Below are 19,027 nucleotides of genomic sequence, written 5' to 3'. Positions count from 1 at the left end.
TTTCGGGGGTGGGAGCCGCCGCCGAGTGACCGGCGCTCCCCGCATCGGACTGCCGAGACGGGATGGCGGTGAGCATCGTGGGCTTCGCCGTGGCTTTCGCCATCGCGGCCGCCGGCCTGCATGCCGTCGCCGCGCTCGGCATGGTCGCCCGCCACCACTGGTGGTCCTCCCTCGCCCTGACCGCCGCGGCGGCATCGCTGCATGTGTGCGCACTGCACTTCGGTCCGCTCACCGTCGTCCAGCCTCTCGGGGTGCTGAGTCTCGCCTTCGCGCTCATGCTGTCGGCCGCCCTGGGCACGCGGCGCGTCGTGCGGCGCGAGTGGGTCGGCATGGGCCTGAGCATGGCCGGAATCGCCGGGCTGCTGCTCTTCACGTCGCCGACCCGGCCGCGCAGCGAACTCACCTCCCCGCAGATCGGCATTCTCACCAGCACAGTCGTCCTCCTGGTCCTGGCAGCCGTCGTTGCGGCCGGCCGGATGCACCTGCGCCCGGTTCGCCGCAGCCTGCTCTACGCCTTCGCCGCGGGGGTGACCTTCGGGGTCTCCTCGGCACTGGCCCAGACGGTCACCATCCGGGTGGCCGACACCGGCTGGACCGGCCTGCTCAACCCGGCCAGCATCGTCGTCGTGGTCTTCGCCGGAGGCGGCCTGGCTCTGGCCCGCACGGCCTACCGCGGGGGCCTCGGCGCGCCACTGGCGGCCGCCACGATCGTCAACCCCGTCGCAGCGGCCACCATCGGCATCGGGTTGCTGGGCGAGCGGCTCGGCGGCGGAGCGGGCACCGTCACCGTGGCCGCGCTCGCGGCCGTCGTCGCAGGCACCGGAGTGGTGCTGCTGGCTCGCGGCAGCAACCGGCCGGTCACCCCGGCGGTGTCGCCGGAGCCGGTCGCCGCTCGCTCGTGACGGCGCGCGACCGGGCCGTCCAACGCTCGTTCATCTCGAGCAGCTCAGCTCGGTAGAACCGGAAGAACTCGCGGGTCTCCCGGATCCGCCGGGCGCCCCGACGGTCCCGTGCGAGCGAACCCAAGCCTTCCGTGAACACCTCCTCGTAGCGATCGAAGACCGGGAGCTGCCGCCCGACCAATGTCGCCCAGATGTCGTCGTAGTGCAGGCGGTACTGGTCGACACGACCACCGGGCACCCGCTCCTTGACCAGCAGCCTCACATCGACCAGCAGCCGGACGGCGCCGGAGATGGCGGCCGGGCTCACCCGCAGCCCTCGAGCCAGGTCCATGGCCGTGTGCGCATCGGCGTCCGCGGTCAGGACGTACGCCATCACCCGAGCCGGCATGCGGGGCAGTCCCGAATCGGCGAACAGCAGGGCGAACCGCTCCACGAACCGGAGCACGGCCTCCTCGTGCGCCCGGCCGGGCTCGTCGCTCTTCCCGCTCATGCCGATGCCACCCCCTTCACGCACGCCATGACCATAACGGACTTAAATAGATTCACAAAAGTGTGAAGACTGTGTAGTGTCGGTCGCATGACGACAGCGATCGACGTCGCCGGCGTGGTGAAGACCTTCGGAACGGTCCGCGCCCTGGACGGGCTGGACCTGCACGTGTCCACCGGCGAAGTCCACGGATTCCTCGGCCCCAACGGCGCCGGCAAGTCCACAACCATCCGCGTCCTGCTCGGGCTCCTGCGTGCCGACTCCGGCACCGCCCAGCTGCTCGGCGGCGACCCGTGGCATGACGCCGTCGCCCTGCACCGGCGGCTCGCCTACGTGCCCGGCGACGTCAACCTCTGGCCCAACCTGTCCGGCGGCGAGGCGATCGACCTGCTCGGACGGCTGCGCGGCGGACTCGACGAGAAGCGCCGCAAGAGCCTGCTGGAACGGTTCGACCTCGACCCGACGAAGAAGGGGCGCACGTACTCCAAGGGCAACCGGCAGAAGGTCGCCCTGGTGGCCGCGCTTGCCTCCGACGTCGAACTGCTCATCCTGGACGAGCCCACGTCCGGCCTCGACCCGCTGATGGAGGCCGTGTTCACCGAGTGCATCGACGAGTGGAAGGACGACGGCAAGACGGTGCTGCTCTCCAGCCACATCCTCGCCGAGGTGGAGAAGCTCTGCGACAAGGTGAGCATCATCCGCGCCGGCAAGATCGTCGAAAGCGGCACGCTTTCCCAGCTGCGACACCTGACCCGCACGTCGATCGCCGTCGAGACCTCCCGCCCGGTCAGCGGGCTGGAGCAGTTGCCCGGCATCCACGACCTGGTCGCCGACGGCACGCGAGCGAACTTCGACGTCGACACCGCGAACATCGATGCCGCGATCCGTCGCCTCACCGAGTTCGGCATCGAGTCGCTGGTCAGCCAGCCGCCCACACTCGAGGAACTGTTCATGCGGCACTACGGCGACGAGCTCGCCGCTGAGCAGGCAGCGGCCGAGGCGGGAGCGTCGACGTGAGCGTCGCCACCGCCGAACGAGGGCCGCGTCAGCACGCCGCCGCCCGGCGCGGCGGCGGAACGCTCGCGGGCACCGGCACTCTCATCCGCTTCATCCTGCGGCGCGACCGTGTCCGGCTTCCCATCTGGATCGGCGCGATTGTGCTCGCCGTCGTCGGCAGCCTGCCGACGTTCCCGGAGACGTATCCCACGGCTGCCGACCGGCAGGCCCGCGCGGACCTGCTGGACAACCCGGCCACCGTCGCGCTGACCGGGCCGGCGTACGGCAAGGACGACTACACCTACGGCGCCATGACCGCCAACGAGCTGCTGGGCTTCCTGGCCATCGCCGTGGCGCTGATGAGCATCCTGCTCATGGTGCGGCACACCCGCGCCGAAGAGGAGACCGGCCGCTCCGAGCTGCTGCGGGCCGGGGTTCTCGGCCGGCACGCGGGCACGACGGCGGCCATCGTCGTCGTGGGTGGCGCGAACCTGGTCATCGGTGCCCTGCTGGCGTTGCTGATGCCGGCCACCCTCGACGAACTGTCTGCGTCCGGCTCGCTGCTGTTCGGTGCCGCGACCGCCTCCGTTGGGCTGGTCTTCACCGGTATCGCCGCGGTGACCACACAGGTCACCGAGCACGCCCGGGCCGCCTCCGGGATGGCTGCGGCCGCCCTCGGCGCCGCGTTCGCGCTGCGGGCCATCGGCGACGTGGGCAGCGAGGCGCTGTCCTGGCTGTCGCCCATCGGCTGGGCGCAACGCACCATGGTCTACGTCGACGACCGCTGGTGGCCGCTGCTGATCGCGCTGGCCGTGTCGGTGGCACTGGTCGCTGTCGCGTTCGCGCTGACCAGCCGCCGGGACGTCGGCGCCGGCCTAGTTCGGCCGAAGCCCGGGCCGGAGCGCGCCGGCGGGAGACTGTCGACGCCGCTCGGGCTGGCGATCCGGCTGCAGCGCGGCAACCTGATCGGCTGGACCGTGGGCCTGTTCATGTTCGGCCTGGGCTACGGCGGCCTGACGTCGTCGATCGAGGAGTTCGTGAACGACAACTCCACGATCGCCGACATGCTCGAACAGGGCACCGGCCAGACGATCATCGAGGGTTTCATGGCGATGATCATCCAGTTGATGGCGGTGCTGGCCGCCGCCTACGCCATCATCGCCGTCACCCGCCTGCGTAGTGAGGAGACCGCCGGACGGGCCGAGCCGGTGCTCGCCACCGCCGTCGGCAGAGTCCGGTTCGCCGCAAGCCACCTCGTCATCGCCCTCGCCGGCAGCCTGCTGCTGATCCTCGTGGGTGGGCTGGGCCTCGGCATCACCGCCGCGGCATCGCTCGGGGACAGCAGCGTCTTCCCCGAGTACTTCGGCGCCGCGCTGGCGCACACGGTCGCGATCTGGTTCGTCGCGGCCCTCGCGGTGGCTCTGGTCGGGTTCCTACCGCGGGCACTACCGCTGGCGTGGGCCGTCGTCGCCTACGGCGTGGTCGTCGGGATGCTGGGCGGATTCTTCCAGTTCCCCGACTGGGTGACGAAGATCTCGCCGTTCGACGCGGCCGGAGGCCTACCAGGTGGTGACCCCGCAGGGACGGCATTCGTCATAATGGGTGTGCTAGCGGTCGCCCTCGTCTGGATCGGCCTGCTCGGCTTCCGCCGGCGCGATCTGACGACGACCTGAACCGGTAGTTGGGGGATTTTGGGGTGGCACATCCATCCGTAGTGGAGCAGCCGGCGCCGGTACCACCGGCGCCGGCCGCCGCTCCACCTCACCCGTCCATCTGGCAGCGGGTGCTGAGGCGTGTCCGGACGCCTCGGCGTCCCATCCTGATCGCCGAGCTGGCCCTGCTGGGTGCCGCGTACGGCGTGTACTCGATGATCCGGAACGCGGTGCCCGAGAACCAGACCCGCGCCATCGCCAGCAGCTTCGACATCTGGCGCGCCGAACAGAACCTGAACATCGACTTCGAGCTGTGGCTCAACCACACCGTCCACGCCGCCGAATGGCTGGCGGTGGCCATGAGCTACTTCTACGCGATCATGCACTTCGCCGTCACCGGCGCGGTGCTGGTGTGGCTGTTCTGGCGGCACCCCGGCAGGTATCGAGCCGCCCGCACGGCTCTCGCCTTCACCACCGGGCTGGCACTGTTCGGGTACTTCCTCTACCCGCTGGCGCCGCCGCGACTGCTGCCCGGAGGACTGTTCCACGACACCGTCGCCATCCACGAGACGTGGGGCTCGGTGACCTCGGGCGACCTGCAGAGCCTGACGAATCAGTACGCCGCCATGCCGTCCATGCACGCCGGGTGGTCGATGTGGTGCGGCATCGCCATCGTCATGTTCGCCCGGCACCGGCTGCTGCGCGTCCTGGGCGTCCTGTATCCGCTGCTCACGCTGGTGGTCATCACCGGCACCGCGAACCACTACGTGCTCGACGCCGTCGGCGGCTACATCGCCCTGTCGGCCGGGTTCGCGCTGCAGCGGCTCCTGCACGGCCGTTCGGTGCGCTCCTTCACGCAGCACGTCCCGGCGGTCACGTAGGCTCTGGGGCGTGGGTGACTGGGAGGGCGTGCGGCTGCACGTCGTCACCGGGAAAGGCGGCACCGGCAAGACGACCGTCGCCGGCGCGCTGGCCATGGCGCTGGCCACCGGCGGCCGGCGGGTCCTGGTCGCCGAGGTCGAGGAGCGTCAGGGCCTCGCCCAGCTCTTCGACGTCCCCCCGCTGGGGTATGCCGAGCAACGAGTCGCGTCCGCCCCCGGCGGCGGTGAGGTACACGCGCTGGCCATCCAGGCGCGCGAGGCGATGCACGAGTACCTCGACATGTTCTACCGCCTGGGCCGCGCCGGCCGGGCACTCGACAAGCTGGGGTTCGTCGACTTCGCCACCACCATCGCGCCCGGGCTGCGTGACGTGCTGCTGACCGGTAAGGCGTACGAGGCCGCTCGACGCCGCACCGGTGACCGGTTCGTCTACGACGCGGTGGTGCTCGACGCGCCGCCCACCGGCCGCGTCGTCCGGTTCCTCGACGTCGCCACGTCCGTGTCGTCCCTGGCCCGGGTCGGGCCGATCAACCGGCAGGCCACCTCCATCACCGAGCTGATCCACAGTCCGCGTACCGCCGTCCACGTGGTCACGCTGCTGGAGGACATGCCCGTGCAGGAGACCGCGGACGCCGTCGCCGACCTGCACGCCGCGCACATCCCGGTCGGAGCCGTAGTCGTCAACCAGGTCCGCCCGGCCCATCTGAGTCCGCGGGAGCTGACCGCCGCCCGCCGCGGCAAACTGGACCGCGACATCGTCGCCGGCGGGCTGCAAGCGGCCGGGCTGCCGGCCGATGGCGACGTCGTCGACCTCCTCACCCGCGAGGCCGCCGACCACGCCGAACGGGTGGCGCTGGAGCGCGAACAGCGCAAGGTCGTCACCGGGCTGGGCCGGCCCGTGTACGAGCTGCCCCGGCAGGCCGACGGCGTCGACCCGACCGCGCTCTACGAACTGGCCGAGGCACTGACCGAGCAGGGTGCCGCGTGAACCCGGCAGCTCGCGGCCACCGGCCGGTCGGCTTCGACACCGACCGGCTCATCGACGACCGCCGCATCCGCATCGTCGTCTGCTGCGGTTCCGGCGGCGTCGGCAAGACGACGACGGCGGCCGCACTCGCGCTGCGCGCGGCCGAGCGGGGCCGGCAGGCCGTCGTGCTCACCATCGACCCGGCCCGCCGGCTCGCGCAGTCCATGGGGTTGTCCGAGTTGGACAACATCCCCCGCGCGGTCTCCGGAGTCGACACGTCCGCGGGCGGCACGCTCGACGCGATGATGCTCGACATGAAGCGGACCTTCGACGAGGTGGTGGAGACGCACGCCACCCCCGAACGGGCCCGCCAGATCCTGGCGAACCCGTTCTACCAGGCGCTCTCCTCCTCCTTCGCCGGCACGCAGGAGTACATGGCGATGGAGAAGCTCGGCCAGCTGCGGGCCCGCTCCGACTGGGACCTCATCGTCGTCGACACCCCGCCGTCGCGATCCGCGCTGGACTTCCTGGACGCACCTGAACGCCTCGGCTCGTTCCTCGACGGCCGCCTGATCCGGCTACTCGGCGGCACCGCCCGGGCCGGCGGGCGCACCTACCTCAAGCTGCTGCACGCCGGCTTCAACGTCGTGACGTCCGCGCTCACGAAGATCCTCGGCGGTGAGCTGCTGCGTGACGTGTCCACCTTCGTCAACGCGCTGGACACTATGTTCGGCGGATTCCGGGAGCGGGCCGACCAGACGTACGCGCTGCTCAAGCGACCCGAGACCGCGTTCATCGTGGTCGCCGCGCCAGAGCCGGACGCGCTGCGCGAGGCCTCCTACTTCGTCGACCGGCTCTCCCGCGACGCGATGCCGATGGCCGGACTGGTTCTCAACCGGGTGCACCTGCGCGAGTCCGGAGGCATCGGCGCGGAGCAGGCGGTGGCTGCCGCCGAGCGTCTGGAAGCGGCCGGGTCGCACGAGCTCACCGCGTCGCTGCTGCGGCTGCACGCCGAGCGGCTGCGGCTGGCCGCCCGGGACGAGCGGGTGGGCGAACGCTTCACCACGGCCCACCCCGAGGTCCCCGTGACCCACGTCCCGGCCCTGGTCGGCGACGTCCACGACCTCGACGGCCTACGCCGCATCGGCGCCCTGTTCGACACCCGGTGACAGGCTCACTCGACGACAGGTTCGCCGCTGCGACACTCGTCCGGCCAGCCGTAGCCCTCTTCGGGCGACAGCCGCTCGATGGTCACCGGAGCGGAGAACACTGGGACGTTGAACCCGAAACAGGCATAGTCCAGACCAGGCACGCCGAAAGCCGGCCGGCCATGCGCCCCCACTCGGGCGACGATGTAGATGTCGTCCGCCCGCTCCGTCATCGAATAGAGCTCGCCACCCTCGGCCCGGCGCACGATCGCTTCGACGTCGGCTTCCTCGAGCCGTCCGGCAGCGCGTGACCGCTCCAGCAGGCCGCGGATCGTCTCGGCCTGCGTGACCTGCTCCTCCAGCACCTTCTGCTCGGCCTGCTGCCACTGCCACCACACGAGGAGGACGGCTGCGATGGCCAGCGCGGCCATACCGATCAGCGCGCCGACCAACGTCCTCCGGAGGCGCCTCCACCTCTTGCTAGCAATGGCGATGACTCCGTTTCCCTCTGGTTCGCACGCCGCCTGAACAGCGCCGCGCAGCCGTCGGTCGGACCTCAGCGCCAGCCGTCGTTTTCTTCCTCGTCGCCGTCAGGATCGAAGGTGGGCGGAACGGTGGGTGGCGCGATGGTGAAGTTGTCGGTGGGCTCGTCTTCGTCCTCGTCCTCTTCCGGCTGGCCGTTGCTGACGTACAGGCCGATGTTGGAACCCGAAGCAACCTCCGCCCCGGCGGCCGGGTCGGTGCGCACCACGAGGCCCTCGGATAAGTCAGAGCGCACCTGGCCGGCGACGGACGAGGTGAAACCCTCCCCCTCCAGCGCCGCGATGGCGGCGTCGGTGTCCAGACCGCGCACGTCGGGAACGGTGGCGGAGACGCCGCGGATGGTGCTCGGGTCGGGCGCGGTGAACGACTCCTCCGGGGCGCCCGCGAGAGCGCCGTCCATCATCGACTTCCAGATCGGCCCTGCAAGGCAGCCACCGCAGGCATCCCGGATGCGCTCACCCTTGAGCCGATGGCTTTCCAGGTCCTCCTGGGTGCCGTCCACATCGGCGACGGCCACCGCGGTGGCCAACTGCGGCGTGTAGCCGACGAACCACACGGCGATGGAGTCGTTCGTGGTACCGGTCTTGCCTGCGGCCGGGCGACCGTCGTCGAGCCGCATCCTGCGACCGGTGCCGTTGTCGACGACGCTCTGCAACACCGCGTTGACTCCGTCGGCGACCGCCGGGTCCAGGACCTGCTCGCAGGCCGGCTGGGTGTGGTCGACCAGCACGTTGCCGGCCGAGTCGGTGATGCGTGCGATCGACGTGGGCGGGCAGTACGCGCCGCGGTTGGCGAACATGGCGTACGCACCGGCCATGGCCAGCGGCGAGACCTCGTTGGCGCCGAGCACGAACGACGGCACCTGCTGCAGCGGCTGCACGTTGCCGTCCGGGTCGAGGTCGGCTCGCATGACGCCGGCGCTCTGCGCGATGGTGGCCGGCTCGCAGATGCCGGTCTCGCGCTCGAGCTGTGCGAAGTAGGTGTTGACGGAGTCCTCGGTGGCGGACACCAGGTTGTACCGCCCGGAACCGGTGGAGTTGCGCGGCGACCATGTCTCCGTGCTGCGGATCCGGCCGTCACACGTCGTGAACGAGTTCACCGGCAGGCTGATCCGCGGCGGCGAGTTGAGCGAGTGGTTCAGGCCGATGCCCTGGTTGATGGCAGCCGCCAGCACGAAGGCCTTGAACGTCGAGCCGGACTGGATACCCCGGCCGCCGCCCATGGACTGGTCGACGGCGTAGTTGATGTTGCTGACGCCCTCGCCCTCGACGCCGTACGTGCGGGAGTTGGCCATGGCCCGGATGTAGCCGTTGTTCGGCTGGACGGTTGCCAGCGACCCGATGGGCTCGTCGGTGGGGTCGATCATGTCGGCCACGGCAGCGTCGGCGGCCTCCTGCGCGGGCCGGCTGACGGTGGTCTCGATGCGCAGGCCACCCTGCAGCAGCATGGCTTCCCGCTCGTCCGGTGTCCCACCCAGTTCCTCGAGCGTCCTGATCTCGTTGACCACGTAGTCGCAGAAGTAGCCGGCCCACGCATTGACGCAGCCGTTCGACGTCGGCGCGAGGTTGAGGCCCAGCTCGAGCTGACGGGCCTCGGCGGCCTCGGCCTCGGTGACGCGACCGGTGGCGGCCATCCGGTTCAGCACGACGTTGCGGCGCCCGAGCGCGGCCTCGGCATCGTTGGTGGGGTCGTACCGGATGGGCTGCTGGACCAGGCCGGCGAGCATGGCTGCCTGCGGCAGCGTCAGCTGGGCGGCGGTCGTGTTGAAGTACGCCCGGGCGGCCGCTTCGATGCCGTAGGCGCGGTTACCGAAGAACGCGATATTGAGGTAGCGCTCGAGGATCTCGTCCTTGCTGAACTCCTGCTCGATCTGCACGGCCATTCGCAGTTCGTCGAGCTTGCGTCGGTAACCCGCGGTGCCGCTACTGGCCTGGACCTCGGCCAGTTCCTCCTCGGTGGTGGCCTGGGAGATGCGCACCTGCTTCACGTACTGCTGGGTGAGCGTGGAGCCACCACCCTGAGTCTCGCCGGCGTCGACGTTCTGCATGAAGGCGCGCAGGGTGCCCTGGATGTCGATGGGGCCGCGCTCGTAGAAGCGGTCGTCCTCGATGGCGAGGATCGCGTCCAGCATGACCGGCGCGATCTGGTCCAGCGTGACGTAGACGCGGTTCTCGTCGAAGAACGTGGCCAGCGGCTCGCCATTGGCATCGACCATGGTCGACGTCTGGGCCATCGGCCCGGGCTCCAAGTCGGCGGGCATCTCGGCGAACGTGTCCGCCCCTTCGCGAGCGGTCAGTCCGAGGCCGGCAACGACGGGCAGAGCGAGTCCGGCCAGCAGGACACCGCAGAGAGCGGCGACGCCGGCCACGAGGAGGATGCGACGAACCGTGGCTACGACGGCGGAGGGACGTAACGCCATGAGGGGCAGCTTACGTGGTCGTGGCAGACTATCCGTAACTGACGGACCTGGGCCGCATACATGTACCAGATCTCGCGGTCAGCCCGCCATCGGCCGACCGGTTGATATTGGTTTCGGTCAATTAGGGTCTGGTCATGACCCACGGCTTTGCATAGCGTCACGTCATCGGGGTGAACTAGAGAGGGTTTTTGGTGTGTTCACCAAGTTGACGGGGGTGACAGCCGGATGACGTGGATCGATGACTGGACCAGCTTGGCGGCGTGCCGCGCCAGTGAGCCTGACGAGCTCTTCGTCCAAGGGGCCGCGCAGAACCGCGCGAAGGCGGTGTGCCTGGGCTGCCCGGTCCGCACCGAGTGCCTTGCGGACGCCTTGGACAACCGGACCGAGTTCGGCATCTGGGGTGGCATGACCGAGCGCGAGCGGCGGGCGCTGCTGCGCCGGCGGCCCGAGGTCGACTCGTGGCGCGGCCTGCTCGAAGCGGCCCGGGACGAGTACGCGGCACAAGCCGGCTGACCCTTCACCACGCACTGTGCCCCGGACCCGCGCGGTCCGGGGCACCGGCACGTGTGGACCCAGCCGCGTTGATCATGGATCACCAGGGGTAGTCGCCGACGAGGGTGCGGTGCCACCAGGCGCCCGTTTCGCGTCGTTCCGACCGGTCGGTGAACCGGTAGCGGTACAGCCGGGCGCGCACGTGCGCCGGCGGCGCGTCCGGAAACGGGTTGTGGCGCAGCAGCTTCAGCACCGTCCGGTCGCCCGCCTGCAGCCGGCTCATCAGCAGCGGGAACCACGGCTGGCCGTAACCGGGCGACAGCGCGGCGAACCACATCAGCCAGTCCAGGCGCAGATGGTAGGGCGCCACCTGCCGCGGGCGCCGGTGCACGTCACCGGGTTTGCCCTTGAACTCGTACTCGCGCCATTCGCTGCCGGGGCCGGGTTCGGGATCGGCGGTGCCCTCGACGACGATTTCGTGCCGGATACGGGTGATGCTGCCGAACGCCCCGTACGCGTTGACCAGTTGCAGCGGGTTGAAGCTGTAGTTCATGAGCTGCCCGCGCGACAGGAGGTTGCGCACCGGCCAGTAGCTGAGCACCACGATCGCCACCGCCAGCAGCACCGTCAGCACCAGGAACCAGCCTGGCCGATCCAGCTCGCCCGGCGGCGACACCGGCAGCACCACCCCCCACAGCCGGTCGCCGACCGCCGTCGTCGCGATCACGATGGTGACGGCGTTGAGCCAGGCGAAGTTGCCGCTGAGCATCAACCAGCCCTGCGTCACGATGACGACGACGGCGGCCGCGCCCCGTACCGGCTGCGGCACGAAGAGCAGGAACGGCACCACGAGCTGGGTCACGTGGTTGGCCGCCACCTCGACGCGGTGCATCCAGCGCGGCAGGTGGTGAAAGGTCCGGCTCAACGGGTTGGGCATCGGCTGGGTCTCGTGGTGGTAGTACAGGCAGGTCAGGTCGCGCCAGCACCGGTCGCCGCGCAGCTTGATCAGCCCGGCGCCGAACTCCAGCCGGAACAGCACCCACCACAGGGCCAGCAGCACCAGCAGCGGCGGCGCGACGTCCGCCGGGCCGAGGAAGATCGCCAGGAAGCCGACCTCGCACAGCAGCGACTCCCAGCCGAAGCCGTACCAGACCTGTCCGACGTGCACGATCGACAGGTACATCGCCCACAGCAGCGCCCACACGGCGATGTGTGCCGGCAGCGGGAGGCCGTCACCGATCCCGGCCAGCAGCGCCGCCGACACGGCGACGCCGGTCCAGGCGACGGCCGCGAAGAAGCGGTCGGAGTAGTGCAGGTGGAACAGGCTCGGCGAACGCCGGAACGACGTGCGGGCCAGGTATCTCGGCACCGGCAGGAGTCCGTGTTCGCCGATGAGCGCCCGGAACTGGTTCGCGGCGCTGAGGAACGCCATCAGGTACACGAGGGCCAGTGCCCGCTGGAACACCAGCCGGCTGAGCCAGTAGCCCTCGACCCAGATCCAGTCCATCAAACGTACGGTGTCCAGCGGCGACCCGCATAAACGCCCCAGCGCGCAGACATCGGCTGGCAGATATCCACTGCGAGATATACTCAGGACGATACCTTCCGGAGGGTCTCCATGACGAAGACGCAGATCGACATCGACGAAGACCTGCTGGCCGAGGCCGCACAGGTTCTAGGCACCAAGACCAAGCGCGAGACGGTGGAGGCTGCGCTGCGGTCCACCACGGCCAAACAAGCGCGCCGTCGCCTCGGCGAACTCATCGCTGCGACCGGGAAGACGCCTGCGGAGCTGGACGCGGAGGCGGAACAGGCGTGGCACTGAGCGGTTACCTGTTCGACACCTCGGTGATCCACCGGCTCGCGAAACCCGCGGTCCTCCAGCGTGTCGACGACCTCGGCGCCGGGCGACCGCTCTACCGGTGCGCCATCACCGACTTGGAGGTGCTCCGGAGCTCGACATCGCCCAGCGACTACGAAGCACGGCGGTCAGCGCTGATCAGCGCCTACAGCGAGCTGCCGATAACACCCGAGGTCCTGTCCCATGCCCTGGACACACAGCGGAGTATGGCCGCGGTGAGCCAACATCGCGGCATCTCGCTCGCCGATCTCATCGTCGCGGCGTGCGCCCACGTGCACGACGCCGTCGTCGTCCACTACGACGCCGATTACGACCTGATCGCAGGTGTCACCGGTCAAGCCACCGAGTGGGTCGTGCCCGCGGGCTCGGTTGACTGACCATGCCCGACTACGCCGGGGCGGTCGTCTATGCGATCCCGATGCGCACCCGGTTCCGGGGCATCACCGTCCGCGAGGGCATGCTGATCGAGGGTCCGGCCGGGTGGGGCGACTTCTGCCCGTTCGACGACTACGACGACGCCGAGGCGGCCGGGTGGCTGGCCACCGCGGTCGAGCAGTGCACCACCGGCTGGCCGGAGCCGGTCCGCGACCGCGTCCCGGTCAACTGCACCGTGCCGGCCGTCGGGCCCGAGCACGCGCATCGCATCGTCGCGGAGTCCGGGTGCACGACGGCGAAGGTCAAGGTCGCCGACCACCCCGGCTCACTGGCGGAGGACCTGGCGCGGGTCGAGGCGGTGCGCGCCGCTCTCGGTCCGGCCGGTGCGGTCCGGGTCGACGCGAACGCTGTCTGGGACGTCGACACCGCCATCGCGCACATCCGGCGGCTCGACCGGGCGGCAGGCGGCCTGGAGTACGTCGAGCAGCCCTGCGGGACCGTCGACGAGCTCGCCGCGGTGCGCCGCACGGTGGACGTCCGGATCGCCGCCGACGAGTCGATCCGCCGGGCGGAGGACCCGTTACGGGTTGCGGTGGCCCGAGCCGCCGACGTCGCCGTCATCAAGTGCACACCGCTGGGCGGCGTGCGCCGGTCGCTGGACGTCGCCGCCGCGGCCGGGCTGCCGTGCGTCGTGTCGTCGGCGCTGGAGACCAGTGTCGGTCTGGCCGCGCAGCTGGCCCTGGCCGGTGCGCTGCCGGAGCTGGACTTCGCCTGCGGGCTCGGGACGCTGTCTCTCCTGGACGGCGACGTGGTCGCGGACGGCGCTGCGCTCCGGCCGGTCGACGGGTGGCTCCCGGTGCCGGCGACGGGGTCGGTTCCGGCGCCGGATCCGGACCGGCTGGACGCGTTCCGGCAGCGCGACCCGGACCGCGTCGCCTGGTGGCGGGAGCGGCTCGACCGCGTCCGCGCCGTCGCCGCGCTGTAGCTCACGCGGCGGGCGGGATGTCGTGGCCGAGGTGGAAGACGTTGTGGGGGTCGTAGGAGCGCTTCACCTCGCGCAGCCGGGCCCAGTCGGCGGCGGTGTAGGCGGTTGCCGTCCGGCTCGTGTCGGCCAGGAAGTTGCGGAACGACCCGCCGATGCCGTGCGGGCGCAGCCGGTCGGTGACGGACAGTTCCGGCTGGTCGACGATGACACTGAACGACACGCCGCGGTGGCTGACCGGGCCGGCTCCGGGGCCGGGACGGCCGGTGGCGCCGGCCCAGTGCCGGATCTCGACCGTGGGGCCGATGCCACCCGGGCGGTCGGCGGCGTGCACCAGGGTGTCCACGACCTCGTCGCCGAGCTCCGGGAAGAAGTCGAAGAAGCGGGCCGGGGTGCCGCCCATGGCAGCGTCGGCGTAGGCCATCGTCCGGTAGCCGTCGACGAGTGCCGGGCCGGCGGCGTCCCGCAACGGGCGCAGCAGCCCCTCGGCGGTCTCGGCGTCGCCGGTGTACATGGCCTTGATCCCGACGGCACGCCAGCCGCGCAGCGGTTCCGGGATGCTCGGGGCGTCGGGGATGCGGCTCAGGACGACGGCGGTGCTCAGCTCGTCCGGGGCCGAACCGGCCCAGTCGCGGTACGTGCGCAGCACGGACGCGGCCCGGTCGGCGGGGAACCACGAGATGCCGCCGTACACCTGCGCCACCGGGTAGAGCCGGAACGTCAGCGACGTGACGACGCCGAAGTTCCCGCCGCCACCGCGCAGCGCCCAGAACAGGTCGGTGTTGTAGTGCGAGTCGGCGATGACGCGCCGCCCATCGGGGGTGACGACCTCGGCGCTCAGCACGCTGTCGGCAGCGAAGCCGTACCGACGGGCCAGCCAGCCCATGCCGCCGCCCAGGGTGTATCCGGTCACGCCGACGGTGGCGGACGAGCCGGACAGCGGAGCTAGCCCGTACGGCGCCGCGGCGGCGAGCACGTCGCCCCAGACCGCGCCGGGCCGGACCTTGGCGATCCGCAGGTGCGGGTCGATCCGCACGGTGTTCATCGCGGTGGTCTTGAGCAGCAGGCCGCCGTCGTTCGGCACGTAGGTGCCGTGGCCGGTCGCCTGGACCGAGAACGGCAGGTCGTGCTCGCGGGCGGCCCGGACGGCCGCCTGGACGTCGGCGGGCGTCACGGCCTCCACCACCAGGGCGGGCCGCGGGTCCAGGGTCGGCATCAGCGGACGGCGGTGCTCGTCGTAACCGGGCTCACCGGGCAGGTGGACGGCACCGTCGACGACGGGGCGCAGCTCGCGGGCCGCGGAACGCTGGTCCGCAACGGCAGTGATGGTCATCGTGGTCTCCCTCTCGCGGCCGCCCCGGTGGGCGAGCTCTCACCGGGTACGTCGGCGCCGCGGCCGGGCCCTCGACATCGAGCGGGAGATTTCTTCCAAGAATTTCAGGACCGGGCCGGTGCCGCCGTGCTTTCCCTGGTCACGAGCGTGGTGGCCAGCTCGATGCGCAGCGGCTGGCCGGTGCCGGGACGGTCCAGGACGGTGCGGATGGCGATACGGGCCATCTCCGTGAGGGGCTGGCGCACGGTGGTCAGTGCCGGCGACACCCACTCGCAGAGGGCGACGTCGTCGAAGCCGACGACGCTGAGCTGGTCGGGGATGCGCAGCCCGCGCCGGTGCGCCTCCGCGTAGACGCCGGTGGCCTGCAGGTCCGACCCGGCGAACACGGCGGTGGGCGGTTCGGGCAGGTCGAGCAGGGCGGCCACTTCTCGGGCGCCGCCGTCGGCACGGAAGTCGCCGTACCGGATCAGGGTGTCGTCGACGGCGATGCCGGCCCGGCCGAGCGCGGCCCGGTACCCGTCGAGGCGTTGCTGGCTGCAGACGAGGTCCGGCGGGCCGGTGATGACGCTGACGCGCCGGTGCCCGAGCCCGATGAGGTGTTCGGTGGCCGCCAGCCCGCCGGCCCAGTTGGTGACCCCGATGGTGGGGACCGAGGGGTCGAACCCGCCGACCGGGTCGACCAGCACGAACGGGGTCCCGGCTGCGGTCAGTCTGCGGGCCGCCGCCGGTGCCAGCGGCGAGAGCGCGAGCAGGACGCCGTCGGTGCGGCGGGCGGTGACCCGTTCGAGCCAGCTGTCGTCGTCGCGGCCCTCGGTGGCGGTGACGACGACGGCCGCGCCGGCCCGGCGGGCCTCCTGCTCCGCGCCCTGCAGCACCTCCATCGCCCACGGGGTGTTGAGCTCGGAGGTGACGAGGTCGACGAGCCCGGCCGCCGGGCGTTCGAGCCGCATGCCGCGCCGCTCGTAGCCGCGGGCCTCCAGCAGGCCCTGCACCCGCGACCGGGTGGCCGGCGCGACCTCGTGACGGCCGTTCAGCACCTTGCTGACCGTCGCCTCCGATACGCCGGCCTCGCGGGCGATGTCGGCGATGGTGACCCGGGTGGTCATGTCCGTGACGCGGCCGCGGCCCGGAGCCGGACGTCGTCGCGGGCGTCGACCAGCCACGTCATCGCGTCGAGCCCCTCCACCACCGGGTTGGTCAGCGCGCCGACGTCGCTGACCTCGATGCACACGACGTGACCGGTGGTGAGCGTCCAGGGCGCGGCCGGCACCAGGCAGGTACCGGTGGACAGCACGGCGCCGTCGGGGTGCGCGTCGGCCCGGGTGAGGAACGACGCCAGCTCGTCGAAACGGCGGCGCAACTGGTGGGTTCCGGCGGTCCCCTCCCACTCGGTGGCGCCGTCGCGGCTGATGGTCATGGACACGGTGAGGGCGTACGAGTCGGCTACCTCCCAGGCCGGCCGGATGCCGGGGCCGACGGCGCAGGCGCCGAGATACGACTTGGCCTGCGGCAGGTAGAGCGGGTTCTCGCCCTCGATGGTCCGTGACGAGACGTCGTTGCACACCGTGTAGCCGACGATCTCGCCGTGCGCGTTGACGACGACGGCGACCTCCGGCTCGGGCACGTCGATGCGGGAGTCGGCCCGGACGGCGATGGGCTCGCCGTCGCCGACCACCCGCCACGCCACGGACTTGAAGAACAGTTCGGGCCGTTCGGCGTCGTACACCAGCTCGTAGACGGAGGCGGCGCGCTCACTCTCCTCGATGCGGGCCTCCTCCGAGACCTTGTACGTGACGCCGCACGCCCACACCTCGGTGCCGCCGTCGACGGGCGGCAGCAGCGCTACCTGGTGGACATCGACGGCGGGTCCACTCGGCGCCTCGACCTTCGCCCGCAGCTCGGCCATCGGCAGCCGCCACAGTTCGGCGAGCGAGCCGACACCGTCGAGCTCGGTGACGGTGCCTGCGTCCAGTACGCCGATACGGGCTGTCGCGGTGTCGGGGGTGGCGAACCTGACCAGCAGCACGGTGATCTCCGTCCGTCGTGGGGAGCTTCAGTGTGACTCGCGCGGGACCGCCGCGCCCCGGGCACCCACCAGGAAGTCGAAGTCCGCGCCCTGGTCGGCCTGCAGCACGTGCTGGGTGTACAGCCAGCCGTAACCGGAGGCGTGCGCCGGTTCCGGTGGCTTCCACGCCGCACGCCGGCGTTCCAGCTCGTCGTCGGGCACGTCGACGGTGAGCGAGCGGGCCGGCACGTCGAGCGTCACGGTGTCGCCGGTGCGGACGAACGCCAGCGGGCCGCCGACCGCAGCCTCCGGCGTCACGTGCAGCACGACCGTCCCGTAGCCGGTGCCGCTCATCCGGCCGTCGCAGATGCGCACCATGTCGGTGACGCCCGCGCGCAGCAGCTTCGTGGGGATGGGGACGTTGGCGACCTCGGGCATGCCCGGATAGCCGCGCGGGCCGGCACCGCGGATGACGATGACGTCGTCGGCGGCGATGTCGAGGTCGGGGTCGTCGCAGACGGCGTGGTAGTCCTCGGGTGTGTCGAACACGACGGCCCGGCCGGTGTGCGTCAGCAGCCCCGGCGAGGCGGCCGACTGTTTGATGACGGCGCCGCCCGGTGCCAGGTTGCCGCGCAGCACCGCGGTGCCGGTGCCGGCCTCCTGCAGCGGTTCGGCCAGCGGCCGGATGACCTCGCGGTTCCAGCACTCTGCGGCGGCGACGTTCGCGCCGATGCTCTGCCCGGTGACGGTGTGCGCGTCGCCGTCGAGCAGCCCCGCCTCGGCGAGTTCGCGCAGCACCACCGGCAGCCCGCCCGCGTAGCAGAAGTCCTCCATCAGGAACCGACCCGACGGCATCAGGTCGACGATGGTAGGTACCGGCCGGGCCAGCTCGTCGAAGTCGTCGAGGCCGAGCTCGACGCCGAGCCGCCCGGCCAGCGCGGTCAGGTGCACGATCGCGTTCGTGGACCCGCCGATGGCGGCATTGGCGCGGATCGCGTTCTCGAACGCCGCCCGGGTCATGACGGCGCTGGGCCGCAGGTCCTCGTCGACCATGGCGACGATGCGCCGCCCGGCCTGCTGCGCCACCTCGAACCGGCGTGCGTCGACGGCCGGCCAGGTGGCGGAGCCGGGAAGCTGCATGCCCAGCGCCTCGGCCATGCAGGCCATCGTCGAGGCGGTGCCCATGGTCATGCAGTGGCCGTTGGACCGGGCCATGCAGCCCTCGGCGACGAAGCACTCCTCCTGGGTCATCCGGCCGGCCTTGAGGTCCTCCTCGAACTTCCAGACATGGGTGCCGGAGCCGACGTCCTCGCCGCGGAACTTGCCGTTGAGCATCGGCCCGCCGGTGACCATGATGGCCGGCAGATCCACGCTGGCCGCGCCCATGAGCAGCCCCGGCGTGGTCTTGTCGCAGCCGGACAGCAGCACGACCCCGTCCAGCGGATTCGCCCGGATGAGCTCCTCGGCCTGCATGGCCAGCAGATTGCGGTAGAGCATGGCGGTCGGGCGCATCAGCGTCTCGCCGGTGGCCATGACCGGGAACTCCAGCGGGAAACCGCCGGCCTGCCACACCCCGCGCTTCACCGACTCGGCCACCCGGTTCAGGTGTGCGTTGCAGGGAGCCAGCTCGGACCAGGTGGAGGCGATGCCGATGACCGGCCGCCCGTCGAAGACCTCCGCGCCATACCCCTGATTGCGCAGCCAGGACCGGTAGATCATGCCGGAACGGCCGGCGACGGCGCCGAACCAGGCCTGGCTCCTGCGTACCTCGTCGCTGATGGCCACGCGTCACCTCTCGCCGGACCGAAAGTTTCGGAGCCGTCACCGTAGTGACGCGGTGACCGTCCTGTCAACGGCGACCGCAGTGACCGGAATTGGCCAGCTGTTGACCCTTGCGGGGCGGCTCGATGCAGCCATAGGGTGTGCGAAACACCGTCGAAACATTTCGGCCCGCTCCCGATCACCGCCGCACTGGAGGCTGGCA

18 protein-coding genes are annotated in these 19,027 nt (G+C 71.1%); 10 read left to right on the top strand and 8 right to left on the bottom strand.

The window, feature by feature from the left end:
- The first annotated feature begins 62 nt into the window (after positions 1-62).
- The gene (locus JIAGA_RS26860; protein WP_051425547.1) at positions 63-902 is read left to right on the top strand and encodes a DMT family transporter; all 840 of its coding nucleotides are present in this window, start codon (positions 63-65) and stop codon (positions 900-902) included.
- Here JIAGA_RS26860 and JIAGA_RS26855 read toward each other — a convergent pair.
- Entirely contained in the window at positions 859-1,416 is a 558-nt protein-coding gene (locus JIAGA_RS26855; RefSeq protein WP_211239462.1) for a GbsR/MarR family transcriptional regulator, read from the bottom strand. The genes JIAGA_RS26860 and JIAGA_RS26855 overlap by 44 nt on opposite strands.
- A gap of 63 nt (positions 1,417-1,479) precedes the next feature.
- On the opposite strand from JIAGA_RS26855, the gene JIAGA_RS0101580 reads away from it, so the two are divergent.
- From JIAGA_RS0101580 to bagB, 5 genes are read left to right on the top strand one after another with little or no spacing between them, the layout of a single operon-like run.
- The gene (locus JIAGA_RS0101580; RefSeq protein WP_026874314.1) at positions 1,480-2,406 is read left to right on the top strand and encodes an ABC transporter ATP-binding protein; all 927 of its coding nucleotides are present in this window, start codon (positions 1,480-1,482) and stop codon (positions 2,404-2,406) included.
- On the top strand, positions 2,403-4,058 hold the full coding sequence (locus JIAGA_RS0101575) for an ABC transporter permease (RefSeq protein WP_026874313.1): 1,656 nt from the start codon (positions 2,403-2,405) through the stop codon (positions 4,056-4,058). The genes JIAGA_RS0101580 and JIAGA_RS0101575 overlap by 4 nt, the downstream gene beginning before the upstream one ends.
- A gap of 23 nt (positions 4,059-4,081) precedes the next feature.
- The gene (locus JIAGA_RS26850; protein ID WP_051425545.1) at positions 4,082-4,918 is read left to right on the top strand and encodes a phosphatase PAP2 family protein; all 837 of its coding nucleotides are present in this window, start codon (positions 4,082-4,084) and stop codon (positions 4,916-4,918) included.
- A 10-nt stretch (positions 4,919-4,928) separates the two neighbouring features.
- Positions 4,929-5,906, top strand: a complete 978-nt coding sequence (gene bagA / locus JIAGA_RS0101565) for an ATPase BagA (protein ID WP_026874312.1) — start codon at positions 4,929-4,931, stop codon at positions 5,904-5,906.
- Positions 5,903-7,054: an ArsA family ATPase gene (gene bagB, locus JIAGA_RS0101560; RefSeq protein WP_026874311.1), complete on the top strand. Its 1,152-nt coding sequence runs from the start codon at positions 5,903-5,905 to the stop codon at positions 7,052-7,054. Before bagA ends, bagB begins: the two co-directional genes overlap by 4 nt.
- Positions 7,055-7,059: 5 nt before the next feature.
- Here bagB and JIAGA_RS0101555 read toward each other — a convergent pair whose 3' ends face one another.
- Positions 7,060-7,485: a hypothetical protein gene (locus JIAGA_RS0101555; RefSeq protein WP_026874310.1), complete on the bottom strand. Its 426-nt coding sequence runs from the start codon at positions 7,483-7,485 to the stop codon at positions 7,060-7,062.
- Between the two features lie 104 nt (positions 7,486-7,589).
- The gene (locus JIAGA_RS26845) at positions 7,590-9,995 is read right to left on the bottom strand and encodes a penicillin-binding protein (RefSeq protein ID WP_084469393.1); all 2,406 of its coding nucleotides are present in this window, start codon (positions 9,993-9,995) and stop codon (positions 7,590-7,592) included.
- Positions 9,996-10,220: 225 nt separating this feature from the next.
- Here JIAGA_RS26845 and JIAGA_RS26840 point away from each other — a divergent pair, with 225 nt between their 5' ends.
- Positions 10,221-10,508, top strand: a complete 288-nt coding sequence (locus JIAGA_RS26840; RefSeq protein WP_035811956.1) for a WhiB family transcriptional regulator — start codon at positions 10,221-10,223, stop codon at positions 10,506-10,508.
- Positions 10,509-10,587: 79 nt separating this feature from the next.
- On the opposite strand, the gene JIAGA_RS0101540 is transcribed toward JIAGA_RS26840, so the two are convergent.
- A complete protein-coding gene (locus JIAGA_RS0101540) occupies positions 10,588-11,994 on the bottom strand; it encodes a lipase maturation factor family protein (protein WP_026874309.1) in 1,407 nt (468 codons plus the stop codon).
- A gap of 111 nt (positions 11,995-12,105) precedes the next feature.
- On the opposite strand from JIAGA_RS0101540, the gene JIAGA_RS0101535 reads away from it, so the two are divergent.
- From JIAGA_RS0101535 to JIAGA_RS0101525, 3 genes are read left to right on the top strand one after another with little or no spacing between them, the layout of a single operon-like run.
- Positions 12,106-12,312, top strand: a complete 207-nt coding sequence (locus tag JIAGA_RS0101535; protein WP_026874308.1) for a type II toxin-antitoxin system VapB family antitoxin — start codon at positions 12,106-12,108, stop codon at positions 12,310-12,312.
- Positions 12,303-12,725 carry a PIN domain-containing protein gene (locus JIAGA_RS0101530; protein WP_026874307.1) on the top strand — a complete coding sequence of 141 codons (423 nt, stop codon included), beginning with the start codon at positions 12,303-12,305 and terminating at the stop codon, positions 12,723-12,725. Before JIAGA_RS0101535 ends, JIAGA_RS0101530 begins: the two co-directional genes overlap by 10 nt.
- A gap of 2 nt (positions 12,726-12,727) precedes the next feature.
- Entirely contained in the window at positions 12,728-13,708 is a 981-nt protein-coding gene (locus tag JIAGA_RS0101525; RefSeq protein WP_035811953.1) for an o-succinylbenzoate synthase, read from the top strand.
- Position 13,709: 1 nt separating this feature from the next.
- On the opposite strand, the gene JIAGA_RS0101520 is transcribed toward JIAGA_RS0101525, so the two are convergent.
- The 4 genes from JIAGA_RS0101520 to JIAGA_RS0101505 form a co-directional block, all read right to left on the bottom strand.
- Complete coding sequence (locus JIAGA_RS0101520) at positions 13,710-15,038, bottom strand: FAD-binding oxidoreductase (RefSeq protein ID WP_084469392.1); 1,329 nt, start codon at positions 15,036-15,038, stop codon at positions 13,710-13,712.
- Positions 15,039-15,142: 104 nt separating this feature from the next.
- Complete coding sequence (locus tag JIAGA_RS0101515; RefSeq protein WP_026874304.1) at positions 15,143-16,144, bottom strand: LacI family DNA-binding transcriptional regulator; 1,002 nt, start codon at positions 16,142-16,144, stop codon at positions 15,143-15,145.
- Positions 16,141-17,064: a fumarylacetoacetate hydrolase family protein gene (locus JIAGA_RS26835; protein WP_035811951.1), complete on the bottom strand. Its 924-nt coding sequence runs from the start codon at positions 17,062-17,064 to the stop codon at positions 16,141-16,143. Before JIAGA_RS26835 ends, JIAGA_RS0101515 begins: the two co-directional genes overlap by 4 nt.
- A 27-nt stretch (positions 17,065-17,091) precedes the next feature.
- On the bottom strand, positions 17,092-18,828 hold the full coding sequence (locus JIAGA_RS0101505) for an IlvD/Edd family dehydratase (protein WP_026874303.1): 1,737 nt from the start codon (positions 18,826-18,828) through the stop codon (positions 17,092-17,094).
- Positions 18,829-19,027: the final 199 nt, after the last annotated feature.

Origin of the sequence: Jiangella gansuensis DSM 44835, from assembly GCF_000515395.1 — a bacterium.
Classification (GTDB): Bacteria; Actinomycetota; Actinomycetes; order Jiangellales; family Jiangellaceae; genus Jiangella; species Jiangella gansuensis.
This window is presented reverse-complemented; position numbering and strand designations above follow the sequence as displayed.